This is a genomic window from Roseisolibacter sp. H3M3-2 (assembly GCF_029211165.1).
In the GTDB taxonomy this organism is placed as follows: Bacteria; Gemmatimonadota; Gemmatimonadetes; order Gemmatimonadales; family Gemmatimonadaceae; genus Roseisolibacter.
On sequence record NZ_JARGEK010000003.1, the window covers coordinates 1 to 19,464 of the forward strand.

Below are 19,464 nucleotides of genomic sequence, written 5' to 3' on the forward strand. Positions count from 1 at the left end.
TCCCGCTGGTCGCCGCCGGCGCGGCCCAGCGCGCGCGCGCGGTCGGCCGCCACCCGCTGGCCCGCCGGGCGGTCGCCGACTGACGGCGCCGCCCGGCCCGCCCGCTCAGAGGCGGAGCCCGATCGTCAGCGGCATCATCCCGCCGAAGCCGTTCAGCCGCGGCTGGTCGGTCAGCAGGTAGCGGAACTCGGTGAACAGCCGCACCGGGCCGGCGTCGAACTCGAGCCCCCCGCCGGCGTTCAGCCCGACGTCCACGTCGTTCCGGAAGCGCGACGCCGGCTGCGACCCGCCGCCCGGGGTGAACACCACCTCCGGCCCCGGCGTCCGGGTGCTGAACACCCCGAGCCCGCTGATCAGGTACGGCCGCACCGGCGACGAGCGCAGGAAGCTGTAGGTCCCGCTCACCGCGACGCCGATCAGTCGCGAGCGCCCGGCGACGACCAGGTCGCTCCCCGAGCGGGCCGTCCGGCTCTCCGTCCACGCCACCAGGACCTCGGGGCGGACGCCGAGCCCGGAGCGCGACCGGAAGTCGACCCCGCCCTGGACGAGGAAGCGGTCGCCGTCGCCGCCGAACTCCCGGACGTCCATCCCGCCGCCGAGCGACACGCGGGGACGGTAGTAGTCGCGGTAGTCGTCGCGCATCCGGTCGCGGCGGCGCGCCTCGGCCTCGCGCAGGGCGCGCTCGCGGGCCTGCCGCTGCCGGAGCTCCGCCTGCCGCCGCGCCTCCTCGCGCCGCTGCTCGGCGAGGCGGCGCTGCCGCTCGCGCGTCTCCTCGGCGCGGATGCGGGCCCGCTCGCGCGCCCGGTCCTCCTCGCGCCATCGGTCGCGCGACTGGGCCCCGACGGCGGGGGCGGCGAGCAGGGTGGCAGCCAGCAGCAGCGAGAGGCGGGGCGACGGCACGGACATCGGGCGCTCCGGGACGGGAGTGGCGGGAGGGGACGCTCTCCCATCTGACAGCGCGCCCCCGCCGCGGGGTTTGCCCGATTACTGTTCTCCCCTTCTCCAGCCCACCCCGCCATGGCCGAGCCCACCCACCGCGACTTCCTCGCGATCCCGGACCTCTCGCGCGCGGAGCTCGACGGCGCGCTGGCCCTCGCCGAGCGCATGAAGGCCGGCGACTACGTGGCGAAGCCGCTGAAGGGGAAGACTGTGGCGATGATCTTCATGAAGTCGTCCACGCGCACCCGGGTGTCGTTCGAGGTCGGGACGTACCAGCTGGGCGGGCACGCGCTCTTCCTGTCGCCGCGCGACGTGCAGCTCGGGCGCGGGGAGCCCATCGCCGACACCGCGCGCGTGCTCGCCCGCTACGTCGACGGGATCATGATCCGCACCTACGGCCACCGCGAGGTCGAGGAGCTGGCCCGCCACGCCGACGTGCCGGTGATCAACGGCCTCACCGACCTGCTGCACCCCTGCCAGGTGATGGCCGACGTCATGACGATGCGCCAGCACCTCGGCGGCTACGCGGGCAAGCGCGTGGCGTGGATCGGCGACGGGAACAACATGGCCAACTCGTGGATGAACGCCGCCGCGACGTTCGGGTTCTCGCTCGCGCTGGCCTGCCCCGAGGGGTACGACCCCGACGCCGCGATCCTCGCCCGCGCGCGGGCGGCGGCCGACGTCACGCTCGTGCGCGACCCGGCCGAGGCGGCCGAGGGCGCGCACGTGGTGACCACCGACGTGTGGGCGTCGATGGGGCAGGAGGAGGAGCAGGCCGACCGCGCGCGCGCCTTCGCGCGCTACACGGTGAGCGCCGACCTGATGGCGCGCGCGTCGTCGGACGCGATCTTCCTGCACTGCCTCCCCGCGCACCGCGGCGAGGAAGTGGACGCGGCGGTCATCGACGGCCCGCGGAGCGTGGTGTGGGACGAGGCGGAGAACCGCCTGCACGTGCAGAAGGCGATCATGGCGGCGCTGATCGGCGGCGAGCCGCTGGCCTGAGCGGTGGACGTCCCGGTCGTGGGCGCGCCCGCGCCCGACTTCACCCTCCCGACCGACGCGGGGAAGCCGCTCGCGCTGGCGTCGCTTCGCGGCAAGCCGGTGGTGCTCTACTTCTACCCGAAGGACGACACCGAGACGTGCACCAAGGAGGCGTGCGCGTTCCGCGACGCCTTCCCGCGCTTCCGCCGGCTGAAGGCCGCGGTGCTCGGCGTCAGCCCCGACACCGTGAAGTCGCACGCGCGCTTCCGGAAGAAGTACGCGCTCCCGTTCCCGCTCCTCGCCGACGTCGAGCACGCGGTCGCCGAGGCGTACGGCGTGTGGCGCGAGAAGCAGCTGTTCGGGCACCGCTACATGGGCGTCGAGCGCACGACGTTCGTGATCGACGCCGAGGGGCGGGTCGCACACGTGTTCGAGAAGGTGCGCACCGCCGGGCACGCCGAGGCCGTGGCGAAGGTCGTCGCCGGGCTCGGCTGAGCTCGCGCGCGGGGCCGGGGTGGGCACGGACCCTGCCTCGAGGGGCGCCGGGGCGCCGGGCACGCCGGCGCGCCCGCGAACCGCGAGCGCGAGGGGAGGTGGGGACATGGCCGACAAGTCGCAGGAGAAGAACCTCGACAACGAGGTGCCGCTCGAGAAGAAGCTCGACGACCTCTACAAGCTGATCGACGGCATCGAGGTCGCCCTCTTCACGACGCGGCGGGCCGACGGCCAGCTGGTGACCCGCCCGATGCAGGTGCAGCGGCGCACGGCCGGCACCGACATGTGGTTCGTGACGAACGTGGAGTCGCACAAGCTCGAGGAGCTGGCGACGGACCCGCACGTCAACTGCGGCTTCTACAAGGACCGCACGCGCGAGTGGGTGTCGGTCAGCGGCACCGCGCGCGTGACCCAGGACCGCCGCATCATCCACGAGCTGTACCAGCCGGACTGGCGCGCGTGGTTCGGCGACGAGGGCGGGGAGCGCGACGGCGGACCCGACGACCCGCGCCTCGCGCTGGTCCTCGTCGAGGCGGACTCGGTGATCTACTCCAAGCAGGACCGTCCGACGCCGCTCGTGCTGTTCGAGGTGGCGAAGGCGATGGTCACCGGCAACCCGCCGAAGGTCGCGGACCAGCGCACGCTCGGTGATGCGGAGCTGAAGAAGGCGGGCACGCTCGACACGCCCCGCCCCAGCAACGCCTGATCGCCCGCAGCACCGCGCCGCCCGGTGGACCTCGCGTCTACCGGGCGGCCTGCCGTTCCGGCATATTCCCCGACTCCGTCACCCACCACCCGGAGTCGTTCGCCATGGCCGAAACGGTCGCCGAGCAGGCCCTCAAGCGCACCCCGCTCCACGAGCAGCACCGCGCGCTCGGCGCCAAGCTGGTGCCCTTCGCCGGCTACGAGATGCCGGTCCAGTACCCGGCCGGGATCACCGCGGAGCACAGGGCGGTGCGCGAGGGGTGCGGCGTGTTCGACGTCAGCCACATGGGCGAGTTCGTCGTCCGCGGCCCCGACATGGTGGCGTTCGTCAACCACGTCACGACGAACGACGTCGCGAAGCTCGCGATCGGGCAGGTGCACTACTCGACGATCCTGAACGAGCGCGGTACGATCGAGGACGACTGCCTGGTCTACCGGATGGCCGACCGGATCATGCTCGTCGTGAACGCGTCGAACCGCGAGAAGGACCTCGCGCACGTGCTGCGCTACGCGGGCGGCTTCGACGTCACGGTCGAGGACCGCTCCGACGACTTCGCGCTGCTCGCGGTACAGGGGCCGAAGGCGGAGGCGGTGCTGCAGCCGCTGACGGAGACCGACCTGTCGGCGATCGGCTACTACTGGTTCGCCGAAGGGAGTGTCGCGGGCGTGTCGGGGATCGTCTCGCGCACCGGCTATACCGGCGAGGACGGCTTCGAGCTGTACGTCCCGGCGGCCGACGCGCCGCGCCTGTGGGACGCGCTGCTCGCGACCGGGCAGGTGACGCCGTGCGGGCTCGGGGCGCGCGACACGCTGCGCCTCGAGATGGGGATGGCGCTCTACGGCAACGACATCGACGACACGGTCACGCCGTACGAGGGGAACCTGGCGTGGCTGGTGAAGCTCGCGAAGGGCGACTTCGTCGGGAAGCCGGCGCTGGAGGCGCAGAAGGCCGCCGGGATCCCGCGCCGGCTCGTGGGCTTCACCGTCGCCGAGCGCGCGATTCCGCGCCACGGCTACCCGGTGCTGGTCGACGGCGCGCCGAGCGGCGTGGTGTGCAGCGGCACGATGAGCCCGATGCTCGGCGTCGCGATCGGCACCTGCTACGTGCCGGCATCGCACGCCGCGCCCGGGAGCGCGATCGAGATCGACGTGCGCGGCAAGCGCGTGCCGGCGACGGTCGTGAAGCCGCCGTTCTACAAGGACGCGTCGCACAAGTGAGCCGGCCGGCGCCCGCGGTGCGGATCGCCATCCTGACCGTCTCCGACACCCGCACGCCGGCCGACGACCGCTCGGGAGACGCGATCGCCGAGTGGGCGGCGGCGCGCGGCGACGCGGTGGCGGCGCGCGCGCTGGTGCCCGACGAGACGGTCGCGATCGCGGGGCAGGTGGCCGCCTGGTGCGACGCCGACGCGGCGGACGTCGTGCTCACGACCGGCGGCACCGGGCTGGCGCCGCGCGACGTGACGCCCGAGGCGACGCGCGCGGTGCTGGAGCGCGAGACGAAGGGGATCCCCGAGCGGCTGCGCGCCGCGTCGGCGGCGGCGTTCCCGCGCGCCGCGCTGTCGCGCGGGCTGGCGGGGACGCGCGGGCGCACGCTGGTGGTGAACCTCCCGGGCTCCCCCGGCGGGGTGCGCGACGCGTTGGCCGCGCTGGCGCCGATCGTCGGGCACGCGGTGGACGTGCTGCGCGGCCGGCCGGCGGACCACGGCCGGCCGGCGGGGGCGTCGTGAGCGAGCGCGGGGCGGGGCGGGGGAACGCGGCGCGCGACCGCGCGGACGCGGAGGCGCGGATGCGCGTGCTGCTGACGCTCACCGACCTCGAGCCCGCGGTGCGCCTCAACGCGCTGCTGGAGGCGCAGGGGCTCGAGACGACGCTCGTCTCGCCGGTCGACGACGTGCGCGCGACGCTGCGCCGCGCGCAGCCCGACGTGGTCGTGCTCACCGGCGCGCTGCTCGACGCGCAGCAGCTGGCGCTCGTGCGCCTCCTGCGGTGGGACGGGGTGCCGACGGTCGGGCTGACAGACGTGTCGGACCCGCAGACGACGGCGCGCCTGCGCGAGGCCGGCTACGCCGCGCTCTACCCGAAGCCGATCGTCCCCGAGGAGGTCGCGGCCGGGATCCGCCGCACGCTGGAGCGCCGCCGGCTCTCGCAGGTCACGGGGCTGGTGGGGGAGAGCGAGGCGATCCGCGAGGTGCTGGTGCAGATCGAGCAGATCGCGCCGGTCACCAGCACGGTGCTGATCGAGGGGGAGAGCGGGACGGGGAAGGAGCTGGTCGCGCGCGCGATCCACCGGCTCAGCCCGCGCCGCGGCAAGCCGTTCATCGCGGTGAACGTCGGCGCCCTCCCCGAGACGCTGCTGGAGTCCGAGCTGTTCGGCCACGAGAAGGGCGCCTTCACCGGCGCCGCCGAGCGGCGGCTCGGGCGCTTCGAGCTGGCGGACACGGGGACGATCTTCCTCGACGAGATCGGCGAGATCCCGCCGCACACGCAGGTCAAGCTCCTGCGCGTGCTGGAGGAGCGCGAGGTGACGCGCCTCGGCGGCACGGCGCCGATCGAGGTCGACGTGCGCGTCGTGGCGGCGACGAACCGCCCGCTGCGCGAGCACGTGATCGAGGGGACGTTCCGCTCGGACCTGTACTACCGGCTGAACGTGCTGCGGATCTACCTCCCGCCGCTGCGCGAGCGCCCCGACGACATCCCGCTGCTCGTGCGCCGCTTCGTCGCGGAGTTCTCGGCGCGGCACGAGCGGCCGTTCCACGGGCTGTCGGCGGAGGCGATGCAGCTGCTCGTCGGATACCCATGGCCGGGAAACGTGCGCGAGCTGCGCAACCTGATCGAGAGCATGGTGGTGCTCGCGCCCGGCCGCGAGATCCGCCCCGAGGACCTGCCGGCGCACCTGCGCGACGTCGGCGCCGCGCGGCTGCTGCCGGTCCCCGTCGGCGCGGTGCTGCGCGAGGGGCAGCGGGCCGAGGGGCGCGAGCTGGAGTTCATCGTGCGCAGCCTCGTCGAGCTGAAGCTGCAGGTCGAGGAGCTGCGACGTCGCCTGGACGACGAGCGCGCGGCGCGGGTGGCGGCGCGCGAATCGGCCGACGGGGTGGCGGCGCTGCTCGCCGCCGGCGCGGCGGGCGGGATCGCGGCGCCGGCCGCGCCGGCGCTCGAGCCGCGCGAGGCGGCGCCGCCGCCGAACGTGGTGACGATCAGCCCGGGGATGACGATGGCCGCGATCGAGCGCGCGGCGATCGAGGCGGCGCTGCGCGAGACGGGGGGGAACCGCCGGCGGGCGGCGGAGCTGCTCGGCATCGGCGAGCGCACCCTGTACCGCAAGCTGCACGAGTACGACGGGGGCGCGGCGCCCGCGGACGTCGGGGAGTTCCCCGAGGACTGAGCGCCGCGCAAGACGTCCGTCTGGGGCCTCGCGGACGACGTTGTGACGAAAGCGTGCCCTCGTCGGTCATACTCGGTCGCGCGGGGCCGGCGGAGTGCGAGCGATCGCGTTTCGATCGTCGCCAGACCGTCACGCTGCTGGCCCAAAGTCTTGCGCCGTCGGGTGATCCGGCTCACTCTTCACGCCGCCACCCACCCGGCGTGGCGCGCACCGCCTCCCCCCGCTCGACGCCCGCCCTCCCGACGGCTCCCCGCCGTCGCCCCGCCGTTCCCGCCGTCCTGCCGCCGCGAGGGGCCCCGCCGCCCCCTCCCGTGCCCCCCCGCGCGCCGTCGTCGCCGTGACCCAGCCCTCGCCCGTGTTCGTGCCCCGCGCCGAAGGCGCCGTGGCCACCGCGCCCAGCGCGCGCCTCCCGATGGCCGACGCCGAGGAGCTGCTCGCGAGCCTGCCGGGCGTCATCTCGGTGCGCATCCTCGAGTCGGACGGCGGCGGGATCGGCGACGTGCACGTGCTGACGGCGGCCGACGTGTCGCCGAAGCAGACGGTGCGCAACGTGGAGAGCGCGCTGCTCGCGCAGTTCGGCTGGCGCATCGACCACCGCAAGATCTCGGTCGCGACGACGAGCGACGCCGGGCGCGCCCGCGCCGGGCGCCCGTCCGCCGGGCCGGCGCTGGTGCCGCCGACGCCGCGCGCGATCGAGTCGGTGCGGCGCGTCTACTTCGAGGACGTCGAGGTGCGGCGCTCGTCGCGCGCGCTGTGGTGCCGGGTGATGTTGCGCAAGGGCGCCGAGATCGTCAGTGCCGAGGCGGAGGCGCCGCCCGCGGAGCGGGCGCGCGTCGAGGAGCTCGTGGCGCGGGCGGCCGTGTCGGCGCTGACGCGCGCCGAGGGCGACGCGCTGGATCTGGCGCTGGAGGGCGCGGAGCTGGTGACCGCGTTCGGGCGCGAGTTCGTGTTCGTGGGCGTGGCGGCGCGCCAGGGGCGCGGGGCCACGCTGCTGACCGGCAGCTGCGAGGTGCGCGACGGGCTGGAGGCCGCGGCGGTGCTGGCCGTGCTCGACGCCACCAACCGCTGGATCGCGCGCGGCCGCTGAGTCGTTCCTGCCGACGATTGAGACCGACCTTCTCGCGCGCTTCGCGGCGCGCTTCCGCAGTCCGAACTTCTACTTATTCCCCGTCCCCGGTAGAGCGAAGCTGAGCGGGTGAGGCAGACGGCCTCTCGAGCGGAGCCAACCAAAGTTCAAGCATGTCTGGGCGTCAGGACGAGTCCTGCATGACATTGCTACTAAGGGAGGTGAGTTCGGATGACGATCATTGCCGATCTCGTCGCCGCGATGTTCAGCGGCACTTTGATCTGGTGGTAAGTCGTGCCAGCCCGGGGCGGGGGGCTCTTCTCCATGGAACGGAAGCTGACTGCATTCATCGGGGCGACCATGGCCCTGGCCGTCTGTGCGACGGTCGCAGTCGTCCTGTTGGGAGGGAGCATCAATTCGAAGGGGGTTCAGGCCGTCGTCTGCTTCACGGTCTTTGCCTTCGTCGCGCAGGTGCAGGCGTTCAAGTTGCCGCACAGCGCTGCAGGTTCGATCTCGTTCCTTCCGTTTCTTTCGTCCGCGCTCATCGCCCCGAACTGGGTAACGGTGAGCGCGGCGTTCTGCTCGATGGTGGTTTCGGAAGCCATCCGACGGCCGGCGCTTGAGAAGGCGCTGTTCAACATCGCGCAACTCGTTCTTTCGATCGCTTGCGCGATCATCGCGTTCCGGCTCCTCGGTGCTGATGGCCTCGAGCCGTCCAAGATTCTGCCCGGAGTTCCGTATCTGTCCCTGGTGACGACGTTCTTCGTCGTCAATACGGGGGCGGTGAGCGGTGTGATCGCGCTAAGTCGGGGACAGCGCTTCACGAGTGTGTGGCGCGAACACGCGTTCCGTACGCTGTTGTTCGATGTGATCGCTGTCTTTGTTGTGTACTCCTTCGTCTGGGTCTACCTGCGGGTTGATCTTCCTGGGCTCGTTCTCCTTGCAGTGTTCGTACTCGGGACCCGGCAGCTTTACAGCACCACGCTTGAGTTGGCGCAAGCGAATCAAGACCTTCTACAAGTCATGGTCGCCGCCATCGAAATGCGCGACCCCTACACCTCCGGCCACTCCCAGCGCGTCGCCGAGTACTCCCGCATCATCGCCCGCTCCATCGGCCTCTCCGCCCGCGAGGTCGAGCGCGTCGGCGTCGCGGCCCTCCTGCACGACGTCGGCAAGATCGACCAGCGCTTCGCCGACATCCTCCAGAAGCCCGGCCGCCTCACCGACGAGGAGCGCCTCGTCATCGAGGAGCACCCGGTGCGCAGCGCGGAGCTGGTCGCGATGGTCAGCGGCCTCCAGGACCTGGTCGCGCCGGTCCGCCACCACCACGAGCGCTGGGACGGCGGCGGCTACCCCGACGGGATCGCGGGCGAGAACATCCCGCTCACCGCGCGCATCATCGTCTTCGCGGACACGATCGACGCGATGACGTCCGACCGGCCCTACCGGCCGGCCCTCGGGCCCGAGGACGTGCGCCGCGAGCTGGTGAAGCACCGCGGCAAGCAGTTCGACCCGTACATCTGCGACCGCCTGCTGGCGAGCGACCTCTACGTGCAGATCTTCAAGCGCGAGGCCCCGCAGGTCGAGACGCCCGCGACCGCGGCGCCGGCGACGGTCGCGGCGACGCCGGCCCCCGCGCCCGTCATCGCCGCGTAGCGCTCAGCGGCGCGCGCCGTCGCGCTCGCGCAGGTCGAGCAGCCTCTCGACCGTGACGCCGTCCGCCTCGGCCTGGAAGTTCAGCACGATGCGGTGCCGCAGCACCGGGAGCGCGACCGCGCGCACGTCGTCGAGGTCCGGCATCGCGCGCCCGTCCATCGCCGCGCGCGCCTTGGCGGCCAGCACCAGCGCCTGCGACGCGCGCGGGCCGGCGCCCCAGCCGACGTACTTCTTCACCTGCGCCGACGCCTCCCCCTCGTCCGGGCGCGTGCCGCGCACGAGGTTCACGGCGAACTGCACGATGGTCGGCGGCGCGGGGAGCCGGCGCACGAGGCGCTGCATCGCCCCCAGCCGCTCCGCGGTCAGCACCGGCTCGACGCGCGACGTGTCGATCCCGGTCGTCGCCGCCACGATCCGCTCCTCCTCCTCGCGGCTCGGGTAGCCGACCTTCAGCTCCAGCATGAAGCGGTCGAGCTGCGCCTCGGGGAGCGGGTACGTCCCCTCCTGCTCGATCGGGTTCTGCGTGGCGAGCACGAAGAACGGCTCGGGGAGGCGGTGCGTCGTGCCGGCCGCCGTGACCGCGTGCTCCTGCATCGCCTGCAGCAGCGCGGCCTGCGTCTTCGGCGGGGCGCGGTTGATCTCGTCGGCCAGCACCATGTTGCCGAAGATCGGCCCGTTCACGAAGCGGAACACGCGCCGCCCCGTGGCGTGGTCCTCCTCCAGGATCTCCGTCCCCGTGATGTCGCTCGGCATCAGGTCCGGGGTGAACTGCACGCGCGAGAACTGGAGGTCGAGCGCCTGCGCCACCGTCTGCACGAGCAGCGTCTTCGCGAGCCCCGGGACGCCGACCAGCAGCGCGTGCCCCCCGGCCAGCAGCGCCGTCAGCAGGTGGTCGACCACCTCGTGCTGGCCGACCACGCGCCGCGCGATCTGCGTCGAGAGCGCGCGGCGCGCGCCGGCGAGCTCGCGCAGCAGCGCGACGTCGTCGCCGGCGGGGGCCTGCGGGAGCGGGGGGGAGGCGGAGGACATCGGCGTCGGGGTGGGGGTCCGCGCCGAAGTTAACCAGCGTGCACGGCCGGGGCAGGCGCCGCCCGCGCGCGCCCCGTTCACGCGATGCAAGAACGGCCCGCCGGGGGAGGCGGGCCGTCGAGCGGGCGGCCGGAGGGCGCGTCCGCTCAGTGCGCGGCGACCCGCGCGGGAGCGGCGGCGGCGGGGAGGGTGAAGGCGAGACGCCGCTCGATCGGGTGGCTGTCGCTGCGGAGCTGCGCGACCACCGTGTAGCGCCCGGGCGCCGGCGGGGTCCACCGGCCCTCGTAGACCACGCTGTCGCCGGCCCCCAGCAGGCGGGCCTGCATCCCCTGCGTGAACATCCGTCCGGCGCCCCACCGCCAGACCTCGCGACCGGCCGAGTCCCGGACCGTGAACTCGCGCGTCCGGCCGTCCGGAAAGGTCAGCTCGACGCGGTGCCTCGACGGGTTGGCCACCGCGAGCGCGAACCGCACCCCGCCGACCGCCTCGACCGCCAGCTCCGCGCCGAGCGTGGTGTCGCGGCGCGCCTTGGCCGCGGTGTCGCGCGTGGTCGCGAGCAGGACGGGCGCCGTCGTGTCCACCGGCGCCTCGGCGCGCGGCGTCGCGCCCGTGACGACGCCGACGGTGGCGAGCGCCTCGGCGCGGGTCCGGGAGTGCGGGCCGCACGCCGCGAGGGGGGCGACGGCCAGGCAGAGCAGGGCGTGACGACGATCCATGACGGGCGGCGCGGCGGGGGCGGGAGGCGCCGGAAGGGTGGTCGCGGAGGGGGGCGACCGGGGGGACCTTGCGCGCGGCAACCTACCGAGGTACGGACGAGCCGTCAACCGATTGGTCACGGCGTAAGTGCGGCCCGCGGCGTGACTTGCGACACGCCGCTCCATTCGGGTTTCCTTCGGCTCCGCGGCGCCGGCTCGCTTGCGAAAAATTTCACAAGGGCTAGATTCCCGGCCGCGATGCACCCGCAGGACGTCTCCCCGCCCGACCCCGATCGTGCGGGGGATGCCGCTCCCGCGACCCCGCCGACGCTGCGCGCCGACGGGTGGTCGCGAGGGTCGTCGGATGGGCTCGGCGGGCTGGCTTTCGCCGGACTCGGCTTCCAGTTCGCCGTCGCGCTCGTGGGGTCCTACTACCTCGGGCAGTGGCTCGACCGACGCTTCGGGACGGCGCCGGTCTTTTTGTTGGCCTGCATGCTCCTCGGCGCGGGCGGCTCCTTCTACGTGATGTACACCCAGCTCATGCGCGCACAGCGCCGCGCCGACGACGCGCGGCGGCGGGACGGCCGGTGACCACGGCGCGCGCGATGGGGCTGTTCACGGCGATCACCGTCGCGGTGATCCTCGTGGGCGGGTGGGTGCTGACGCTGGTGTACCCGGGCGCCGACGCCCGGCGCGCCGTGGTCGCCAGCGCGGGCGTCGCGTTCGTGGTGCAGCTGGTCGCCTTCGCCGTCGCGCGGCGCGCGGCGGTGCGCAAGAACCCGGTCGCGGGGTGGGGGCTCGGCGCCCTCCTGCGGATGGGGGTGTTCGCGGTCTACGCGCTGGTGGTCGTGCGGGCCCTCGGGCTCGCGTCGGTGCCGGCGATGATCAGTCTGGCGGTCTTCTTCTTCGTCTCCACGCTCGTCGAACCCCTGCTGCTGAACGTATGAGACTGTTCGGCTCTCTCGCGCTCGCTGCGACGCTGGCCCTCGTGGGCGCGCCGGCGCACGCGCAGGACGCCCACGGCGCCGTCCCCGCGGCGCCGGCCGCCCAGCCGTCGGTGACCGACACCTCCTCGGCGGCCACGGCGAGCGCCGCGGCGGCCGCCGTCGGCACCGCGGAGCAGCGCGGCGAGGCGCAGACCACGGTCGCCGAGGTGGCGGCGCAGGGGCACGCGGCGACGCCGGCGCAGGCCGTCGACATCATCACGCCGCACATCACCGACGCGCCGCACTTCGAGTACCCGTGCCTCAGCGGCGACTACGCGATCCTGACCTGCGAGGGGCACCTGCCCACCGGGTGGATCGTGCCGGTCGGGTCGTACCAGCTCGACCTGTCGCCGACGAAGCACGTGCTGATGATGCTGCTCGCGTCGGCGCTCGCGTGCCTGGTGCTGATCGGCGCGGCCCGCGCGCACAAGCGCCACTCGCACGCCGCCGGGCACCCGAAGGGGTTCGCGGCCGGGATCGAGGCGCTGGTGCTCTACATCCGCGACGAGGTCGCGCTGAAGAACCTCGGGCACCACGGCGAGAAGTACGTGCCGTTCATCCTGACGCTCTTCTTCTTCATCCTCTTCGCGAACCTGCTCGGGCTGATCCCGTACGGCTCGACGGCCACCGGCAACATCTCGGTGACGGCGGCGCTGGCGGTGCTGACGTTCGTCGTCGTCGAGATCGCGGGGATGCGCGCGCAGGGCGCGGGCTACCTGAACACGATCTTCTACTGGAACAAGGACCTGCCGATCTTCATGCGGGTCCCGATGTTCCTGATCATGACGCCGATCGAGATCGTCGGGAAGATCGCCAAGCCGTTCGCGCTCGCCATCCGTCTGTTCGCCAACATGACCGCCGGCCACATCGTCGTGCTGGCGCTCATCGGGCTGATCTTCCTGTTCCGCGGCCCGGCCTCGACGGCGCCCTTCCTCGCCGCCTCGGCGATCATGGTGCTCGAGCTGTTCGTCGCGTTCCTGCAGGCCTTCATCTTCGCGCTGCTCTCGTCGGTCTTCATCGGCCAGATCCGCGAAGCGCACCACTGAGGCGCGCTCCGCGCGCCTCAGTGGTGCATCCGATTGGAAGTCGCGACGCCTGACCGGCGTCGCTCCCGCTCCATCCGCACGACCGAGTTCGTCCCAGTTCCACCGCGCGCGGGTTCGCTCCAGCCCGCGGCGGCACGTACCCGATCGAGTGATCGGGAAGGCCCGCTGGACCTCCGGGTCCGACGGCGGGCGACGCCGGCGCAGCGACACCGCGCGGCGCGGGGCCACGGCACGTCCCATCCATCTCTCCAGACAATGTCGCTCCTTCCCCTGATCCAGGCGGCCGCCGAGACGGCCGCCGACAGCCGCGGTCTCATCTCCATCGGCGCCGGCATCGGCGGCGGCCTCGCCGTCCTCGGCGCGGGCCTCGGCATCGGCAACATCGGCGGCCGCGCCGTCGAGGGCATGGCCCGCCAGCCGGAGGCGGCCGGCCGCATCCAGACCGCCGCGCTGATCCTCGCCGCCCTCATCGAGGGCGTGGCGCTCTTCGGCGCCGTGATCGCGTTCCAGCTCCAGGGCAAGGTCTGAGTCCGTCCGCGCGTGCGGGGCGCCCCAGCGGCGCCCCGCCGCGCTCCCCCTCCCGAGTGACCCTTCGATGCGCACGCTCCTTCGTCCGCTCTCGCGTCCGCTGTCCCTCGTCCTGCTGAGCGCCGCCGCGCGCCCCGCCCTCGCGCAGGAGGCGGAGCACGGCGCCGCGTCCGGCGGCGGCGGGCTGCTCGACCCGCACGCGGGGCTGATGGTCTGGACGCTGCTGATCTTCGCCGTCCTGCTCTTCATCCTCACGAAGTTCGCGTTCAAGCCCCTCACCGCCGCCGTCGAGGCGCGCGAGAAGGCGCTCGAGGACGCGATCGCGGGCGCCCAGCGCGACCGCGAGGAGGCCGCCCGGCTGCTCGCCGAGCAGCGCGCGCAGCTCGAGGGCTCGCGCGGCGAGGCGCAGAAGCTGATCGCCGACGCCCGCGGGGCCGCCGAGAAGATGCGCGCCGACCTGCTCGAGCAGACGCGCCAGCAGCAGGCCGAGCTCCTCGACCGCGCCCGCCGCGACATCGACGCGGAGCGCGAGCGCGCCGTGGCCGACCTGCGCCGCGAGGCGGTGGACCTCGCCCTCGCCGGCGCGTCCAAGGTCATCGAGCGCAACCTCGACGACGCGTCCAACCGCCGCCTGGTCGAGCAGTTCCTGACCACGATCCCGGCGAACGGGGCGCGCCGCTGATGCGCGACGCGACGATCGCCCGCAACTACGCCGACGTGCTGCTGTCGCTCGCCCGCAAGGGCGAGGACCCGCACGGGTGGGGGCGGATGGCGCGCGAGCTCGCCGACGCGGTCGAGCGCGACGTGAAGCTGCGCCGCTTCCTCGAGTCGCCGCGGCTGTCGGCGGAGCGGAAGAGCGAGGTGCTGGCGAAGGCGTTCCAGGACCGCTTCCCGCGCGTGCTGGTGCGCTTCCTCCAGACGCTGGTCGCGAAGGGGCGGCAGATGCTACTGCCGCAGATCGTGACCGAGTACTTCAACCTGCTCGACGAGGCGGAGGGGCGCGTGCACGCGCGCGTCACCGTCGCGCGCGCGCCGAGCGCGGACGAGGAGGCGGCGATCGCGGCGCAGCTCTCGCGCTCCCTCGGCAAGCAGGTGGTGCCGCACGTCGCCGTGAACCCGGCGATCCTCGGCGGCGTCGTCGTGAAGGTCGGCGACACGGTGATGGACGGGTCGGTCCGCCGGCGCCTGTCGCTCCTCCGCACCCGCATGGCCGCGCGCTGACGCGCGCCGACGCGCGTCGCACGCGGCCGTCCAGGCGCCGGGCCCCGTCGGGGCCCGGCGCCTTCGCGTTGCAGGGCGTCGCCGCCGGTGCCGATATTCCCCCCGGAGCGGCGCCGCGACGGCGCCCCCTCCCACTCCAGCCGCACCATGAGCGGACCCTTCGACGTCAGGCGCGTCCCCAAGCCGTGGGGACACGAGATCATCTGGGCGCACACCGACCGCTACGTCGGGAAGATCCTCCACATCAAGGCCGGGCAGCAGCTCTCGGTGCAGTACCACGAGCGCAAGGACGAGACGGTGTACCTGCTCTCGGGGGAGCTGCGCTACTGGGTCGCGCTGGGCGACGCGCCGCTGGAGGACATGCGGCTGCGGGCCGGGGACGCGTTCCGCATCACCCCCGGCACCGTCCACTACATGGAGGCGGTGACCGACTGCGACGTGCTCGAGGCGAGCACGCCGGAGCTGGACGACGTGGTGCGGCTGAAGGACCGCTACGGCCGCGAGGGGACGAGCGCGCCCTGAGCGGGGGCGGGGCGGGGGCGGCGGGGTCACGGATCTTGCACCCGCGCGGGCGCCGGGCGAGTATCCCGCTCGACGCCCCACCCCCACCGACCCCGCCATGAAAGTCATCATCCCGCTGGCCGGCAAGGGCACCCGCCTGCGCCCGCACACGCACGTCACGCCGAAGCCCATGCTGCGCATCGCCGGCAAGCCGGTGATGGACTACGTCATGGACGACGTGAAGCGGCTCGGGGACGTGGAGCAGGTCATCTACGTGACGGGGCACCTGAAGGAGAAGGTCGAGGCGCACGCGCGCGACGACATCGGGCTCCCGGCGGTGTTCGTCGAGCAGGCGGTGCAGGACGGCACGGCGGGCGCCGTCAACCTCGCGCGCCCGTACGTGGACCAGCCGGTCTTCATCATCTTCGTCGACACGATCTTCGACGCCGACCTGTCGGTGGTGAAGGACTCCGACGCCGACGGGATCATCTGGGTCAAGGAGGTCGAGGACTACCAGCGCTTCGGCGTGGTGGTGACCGACGCCGACGGCAACATGACCCGCATCGTCGAGAAGCCGAGCGAGCCGATCTCGAAGCGCGCGAACATCGGCCTGTACTACATCAGGAACTGGCAGCTGCTGTACGAGGCGATCGACCACGTCCTGACGCGCCCGAAGAACAAGGGCGAGTACTACCTCACCGACGCGTTCCAGTACATGATCGACCGCGGCGCGAAGATCCGCGTGATCGACGTCGAGGGGTGGTACGACGCGGGGCAGATCGAGACGCTGCTCGACACCAACCGCGCGATGCTCGACAAGGGGCGCGCCCGGCGTCCGGCGTCGCTCGACGCGTCGGCGACGATCGTCGAGCCGGTCTACATCGAGGAGGGCGTGACGATCCGCGACTCGACGGTCGGCCCGAACGTCTCGATCTCGGCGGGGAGCACGATCGAGGGCTCGACGCTCCGCGACACGATCGTCGGCGCGCAGTCGCGCGTCGTCGACTCGCGGCTGACCGCCTCGCTGATCGGCGACGCGGTGAAGGTGCAGGGGCTGACCGGCTCCGCCACGCTCGGCGACCACTCGGAGGTCCGCGTCGGCGCGTGAGCCGGCGGCACGTCCCAGGGCGGCGCTCCCCACGGAGCGCTGCCCTGTTTTATTGCCGTTCATTCACGCGACGCATGGTGCTTCTGCACCATGACGGAGTCGTCACGTTCGGCTAGGATGCGCGCCCGGAACACGACGCCCGCGCTCGGCGGGCCGGATCCGCGTACCCGTACCGCACGCTCGATGACGACCAGCCGTCGCCGCACCCGCCGCACCCGCGCCTCGCTCGCCACCGCCGCGCTCCTCGCCGCGGTCGCCGCGCCGGCGGGGGCGCAGACCGTCTACTACGGCCAGAACGACCTCGGGACCGCGAACGCCGCGGTCACCACCGCACGCTCCGACTTCCTGGCCGCGCTCACCGGCGTCGGCACCGAGACCTTCGAGGGGATCCCCACCGGGACGGGCGCCCCGCTGGCGCTGACCTTCCCCGGCGCCGGCACGGCCACCGTGACCGGCACGGGGCGCGTCGCGACCGGCAACTCGTCGGGCGCCGCGCCGGTGTCGGGCTCGCGGTACTACCTGGTGACGACGGGGAGCGGGAGCGAGTTCACGATCACCTTCACCGACCCGATCGCGGCGTTCGGCTTCTACGGGCGCGACCTCGGCGACAGCGGCTCGAACCTGCTGCTGCGCCTCACGCGCGTGTCGGGAAGCATCATCGACGTGCAGGTGCCCTACGACTACCGCACCGACCCGCTGGCGAGCGGCAACCTGCTGTTCTTCGGGCTGATCGACGCCGCGAACCCGTTCACCTCCGTGCAGTTCCGCAGCACGGGCTCGGGCGACGTGTTCGGGTTCGACGACATGACCATCGGCACGGCGGGCCAGGTGACGAGCACGGTGCCGGAGCCCTCGACGTACGCGCTGCTGGGGACCGGGCTGGCGGTGCTGGGCGCCGTCGGACGCCGTCGCCGTCGTCCGGCCATGTGATCTCTGTCACACTCTGCGTGGTGCAGCGGCGGGGCGGGCTCCGATCGGAGTCCGCCCCGCCGGCGTTTCCGGCGCGACATGGATGAGGCTGTTGCGGTCGAATATTGCATTCCTGTCATGGTGTGGTACCCTGGATGCGCCGCATGCCGTCCACCCATCCCACGGAGGAATCTCGATGCCGTCCAGGAGAAGCTGGTCCGCGCTCGCATTGCTGCTGGTCGCCCTGGCTCCCGCGCAGGCCCGCGCGCAGTGCCCCGCCGGGTCGTTCTGCTACTTCGGCACCGACGTCGGGGGCACCGACGCGACCCGGGCGCCGAACGTCAACTCCGCGGCGACGCGCGCGAACTTCCTCTCGGCGCTCACCGGCGTCGGCACGGAGAGCTTCGACGGGCTGGCGGACGGCGCGACCAACCCGTCGCTGAGCTTCGCCGGCGCGGGCACCGCGACCCTCGGCGGCGCGGGCGCGGTCGAGACGTTCGCGGGCGCCGGCGCGAACGGCGCGGGGCGCTACCCGACCAGCGGCACGCGGTTCTACGAGGCGACCAGCTCGAACGCCGGCACCACGTTCACGATCAGCTTCTCCGATCCCGTCGCCGCGTTCGGCTTCTACGGGATCGACGTCGGCGACCAGGGCTCGCAGCTCGCGCTCCGCTTCACGCTCGTCGGCGGCACGACCCTCGACTGGGTGCTGCCGTACACGCCGTCGGTCGGCCGCAACTCGGCGCGCGACGGGAGCCTGCTGTACGCGGGCTTCATCAACACGACGAGCTTCACCAGCGTCCAGTTCCGCGGCACCGACGCCGACGACGTCTTCGCGTTCGACGACATGACCATCGGCTCGGCGCAGCAGGTGACGAACCCGCCGGGGAGCACGGTGCCCGAGCCGTCGACCTACGTGCTGCTGGCGTCGGGGCTGGGCATCCTGGGGCTCGTCGGCCGGCGCCGCGCGCTCAGCGCGCGCTCGTGAGCTCGGCCGCGTAGGCCACGATGCCGAGGGCGCGGCCGAGTCCGACCGCGCCCTCGGCGTTCTCGAACCACTCGCCGGGGGTGTGCGCCTCCCCCCCGCGCCCGCCGGCGCCGATCGCGATCGCGGGGACGCCGAGTCCGAGGGGGACGTTCGCGTCGGTGGACGCCGACCCGAGCTCGGGCGCGCGCCCGACGAGGCGCGTCATCGCCAGCGCGCCGGCCACGAGCGGGGCGTCGGCCGCCAGCTCGCCGCCGGGACGGTCGCCGATGACCTCGACCCGCATGGTCAGCGGAGGCGTCCCCTCGGCGCGCGTCGCGTTCTCCTCCAGCGCCGCGGCGTGCACCGCGCGGCGGATCGACTGCTCGTAGCGGTCGAGCATGCGCGTGAAGGTCGAGCGCAGGTCGACCTCGAGCCAGCCGTCGGCGGGGATCGCGTTGACGCAGATGCCGCCGCCGATGCGCCCCACCGACACGGTGACGCGCGGCGCGTCGTCGAGGGGGAGCGCGGCGATCGCGGCGGCGGCGCGCGCCGCGGCGTGCACCGCGTTCGGCACGCCGAACGCCGCCCAGCTGTGCCCCCCGGGGCCGGCGAACGTCGCGCGGAAGCGCCGCGAGCCCACCGCGCGGTGCACGATGCGCTCGTCGCCCGCGCCGTCGAGCGCCACGGCGGCGCGCACCGCGGGCGCGTCGGCGAAGTAGCGCTTCGCGCCGCGCAGGTCGCCGAGCCCCTCCTCGCCGGTCGTCGCCACGAACTCGATCGCGTGGCGCGTGCGCACGTGGTCGCCGTCGAGCACCTCGGCCAGCGCGAGCATCGCCGCGAGCCCGCGTCCGTTGTCGCCGATCCCCGGGCCGACGAGGCGCCGCCCGTCGTGCCGCACGCGCAGCGGCGTGTCGCGCGGGAAGACAGTGTCGAGGTGCGCGCACACCGCCACGCGCGGCGCGCGGTCGTCGCGGGACTCGCCGTCGCGCCGGCCGATCACGTTCCCCGCGGCGTCGACGCGCACGTCGCGGAGGCCGAGGGCCGCGAAGCGGCGCGCGACCCAGGCGCCACGCTCCCCCTCCTCGCCGGTGGGGGAGGGGATCTCCGCCAGCGTCACCTGGTCGCGCACGGTCTCGGCGTCGCGGGCGACGAGGCGCGCCCGGGCGCGCGCGAGCGCGTCGTGGGTGCGGCGGGCCGCGGCGGCGGTGTCGACGGACATGGGAGGGAATTGGGGGCGCGGGGGCGGA

22 protein-coding genes are annotated in these 19,464 nt (G+C 73.6%); 18 read left to right on the forward strand and 4 right to left on the reverse strand.

The annotated features are described in order from the left end of the window. Positions 1-105: 105 nt before the first annotated feature. Complete coding sequence (locus PYV61_RS00640) at positions 106-906, reverse strand: hypothetical protein (protein WP_275827229.1); 801 nt, start codon at positions 904-906, stop codon at positions 106-108. Positions 907-1,017: 111 nt separating this feature from the next. Between PYV61_RS00640 and argF the strand changes: the two genes are divergently transcribed. The 8 genes from argF (at position 1,018) to PYV61_RS00680 (ending at position 9,227) form a co-directional block, all read left to right on the forward strand. Continuing rightward, on the forward strand, positions 1,018-1,941 hold the full coding sequence (argF, locus tag PYV61_RS00645) for an ornithine carbamoyltransferase (RefSeq protein WP_275827231.1): 924 nt from the start codon (positions 1,018-1,020) through the stop codon (positions 1,939-1,941). Positions 1,942-1,944: 3 nt separating this feature from the next. Then, entirely contained in the window at positions 1,945-2,415 is a 471-nt protein-coding gene (gene bcp / locus PYV61_RS00650) for a thioredoxin-dependent thiol peroxidase (protein ID WP_275827233.1), read from the forward strand. Positions 2,416-2,521: 106 nt separating this feature from the next. Further along, positions 2,522-3,121: a pyridoxamine 5'-phosphate oxidase family protein gene (locus tag PYV61_RS00655; RefSeq protein WP_275827235.1), complete on the forward strand. Its 600-nt coding sequence runs from the start codon at positions 2,522-2,524 to the stop codon at positions 3,119-3,121. Between the two features lie 104 nt (positions 3,122-3,225). After that, positions 3,226-4,338: a glycine cleavage system aminomethyltransferase GcvT gene (gcvT, locus tag PYV61_RS00660; protein ID WP_275827237.1), complete on the forward strand. Its 1,113-nt coding sequence runs from the start codon at positions 3,226-3,228 to the stop codon at positions 4,336-4,338. After that, positions 4,335-4,850, forward strand: coding sequence for a MogA/MoaB family molybdenum cofactor biosynthesis protein (locus PYV61_RS00665; RefSeq protein WP_275827239.1), 516 nt, complete (start codon positions 4,335-4,337; stop codon positions 4,848-4,850). Before gcvT ends, PYV61_RS00665 begins: the two co-directional genes overlap by 4 nt. Continuing rightward, entirely contained in the window at positions 4,847-6,505 is a 1,659-nt protein-coding gene (locus tag PYV61_RS00670) for a sigma-54 dependent transcriptional regulator (protein WP_275827241.1), read from the forward strand. The genes PYV61_RS00665 and PYV61_RS00670 overlap by 4 nt, the downstream gene beginning before the upstream one ends. A 361-nt stretch (positions 6,506-6,866) precedes the next feature. After that, positions 6,867-7,592: a hypothetical protein gene (locus PYV61_RS00675; protein WP_275827243.1), complete on the forward strand. Its 726-nt coding sequence runs from the start codon at positions 6,867-6,869 to the stop codon at positions 7,590-7,592. A 303-nt stretch (positions 7,593-7,895) separates the two neighbouring features. Then, on the forward strand, positions 7,896-9,227 hold the full coding sequence (locus PYV61_RS00680; protein WP_275827245.1) for an HD domain-containing phosphohydrolase: 1,332 nt from the start codon (positions 7,896-7,898) through the stop codon (positions 9,225-9,227). Positions 9,228-9,230: 3 nt separating this feature from the next. Here the strand turns inward: PYV61_RS00680 and PYV61_RS00685 are convergent, their stop codons facing one another. After that, the gene (locus PYV61_RS00685; RefSeq protein WP_275827247.1) at positions 9,231-10,256 is read right to left on the reverse strand and encodes a MoxR family ATPase; all 1,026 of its coding nucleotides are present in this window, start codon (positions 10,254-10,256) and stop codon (positions 9,231-9,233) included. A 146-nt stretch (positions 10,257-10,402) separates the two neighbouring features. Continuing rightward, the gene (locus PYV61_RS00690; protein ID WP_275827248.1) at positions 10,403-10,972 is read right to left on the reverse strand and encodes a BsuPI-related putative proteinase inhibitor; all 570 of its coding nucleotides are present in this window, start codon (positions 10,970-10,972) and stop codon (positions 10,403-10,405) included. Between the two features lie 237 nt (positions 10,973-11,209). Between PYV61_RS00690 and PYV61_RS00695 the strand changes: the two genes are divergently transcribed. The 10 genes from PYV61_RS00695 to PYV61_RS00740 all read left to right on the forward strand — a co-directional run bounded on the left by PYV61_RS00695 (position 11,210) and on the right by PYV61_RS00740 (position 18,238). Next, positions 11,210-11,542 (forward strand): AtpZ/AtpI family protein, encoded by a 333-nt coding sequence (locus tag PYV61_RS00695; RefSeq protein ID WP_275827251.1) that lies wholly within the window; start codon positions 11,210-11,212, stop codon positions 11,540-11,542. Further along, a complete protein-coding gene (locus tag PYV61_RS00700; RefSeq protein WP_275827253.1) occupies positions 11,539-11,898 on the forward strand; it encodes a hypothetical protein in 360 nt (119 codons plus the stop codon). The genes PYV61_RS00695 and PYV61_RS00700 overlap by 4 nt, the downstream gene beginning before the upstream one ends. Further along, complete coding sequence (gene atpB / locus PYV61_RS00705) at positions 11,895-12,983, forward strand: F0F1 ATP synthase subunit A (RefSeq protein ID WP_275827255.1); 1,089 nt, start codon at positions 11,895-11,897, stop codon at positions 12,981-12,983. Before PYV61_RS00700 ends, atpB begins: the two co-directional genes overlap by 4 nt. 255 nt (positions 12,984-13,238) lie before the next feature. Then, positions 13,239-13,511, forward strand: a complete 273-nt coding sequence (atpE, locus tag PYV61_RS00710; RefSeq protein WP_275827257.1) for an ATP synthase F0 subunit C — start codon at positions 13,239-13,241, stop codon at positions 13,509-13,511. Between the two features lie 67 nt (positions 13,512-13,578). Then, complete coding sequence (gene atpF, locus PYV61_RS00715) at positions 13,579-14,193, forward strand: F0F1 ATP synthase subunit B (protein WP_275827259.1); 615 nt, start codon at positions 13,579-13,581, stop codon at positions 14,191-14,193. Next, positions 14,193-14,732, forward strand: coding sequence for a F0F1 ATP synthase subunit delta (locus PYV61_RS00720; RefSeq protein ID WP_275827261.1), 540 nt, complete (start codon positions 14,193-14,195; stop codon positions 14,730-14,732). Before atpF ends, PYV61_RS00720 begins: the two co-directional genes overlap by 1 nt. Positions 14,733-14,879: 147 nt before the next feature. Next, complete coding sequence (locus PYV61_RS00725) at positions 14,880-15,254, forward strand: cupin domain-containing protein (protein ID WP_275827263.1); 375 nt, start codon at positions 14,880-14,882, stop codon at positions 15,252-15,254. A 97-nt stretch (positions 15,255-15,351) separates the two neighbouring features. Further along, positions 15,352-16,341, forward strand: a complete 990-nt coding sequence (locus PYV61_RS00730) for a sugar phosphate nucleotidyltransferase (RefSeq protein WP_275827265.1) — start codon at positions 15,352-15,354, stop codon at positions 16,339-16,341. A 183-nt stretch (positions 16,342-16,524) separates the two neighbouring features. Next, positions 16,525-17,271, forward strand: coding sequence for a PEP-CTERM sorting domain-containing protein (locus PYV61_RS00735; RefSeq protein ID WP_275827267.1), 747 nt, complete (start codon positions 16,525-16,527; stop codon positions 17,269-17,271). Between the two features lie 175 nt (positions 17,272-17,446). Next, entirely contained in the window at positions 17,447-18,238 is a 792-nt protein-coding gene (locus PYV61_RS00740) for a PEP-CTERM sorting domain-containing protein (RefSeq protein WP_275827269.1), read from the forward strand. On the opposite strand, the gene PYV61_RS00745 is transcribed toward PYV61_RS00740, so the two are convergent. Then, positions 18,222-19,436, reverse strand: a complete 1,215-nt coding sequence (locus PYV61_RS00745) for a M20/M25/M40 family metallo-hydrolase (RefSeq protein ID WP_275827271.1) — start codon at positions 19,434-19,436, stop codon at positions 18,222-18,224. The two genes, PYV61_RS00740 and PYV61_RS00745, sit on opposite strands and share 17 nt — an antisense overlap. Between the last annotated feature and the right edge of the window lie 28 nt (positions 19,437-19,464).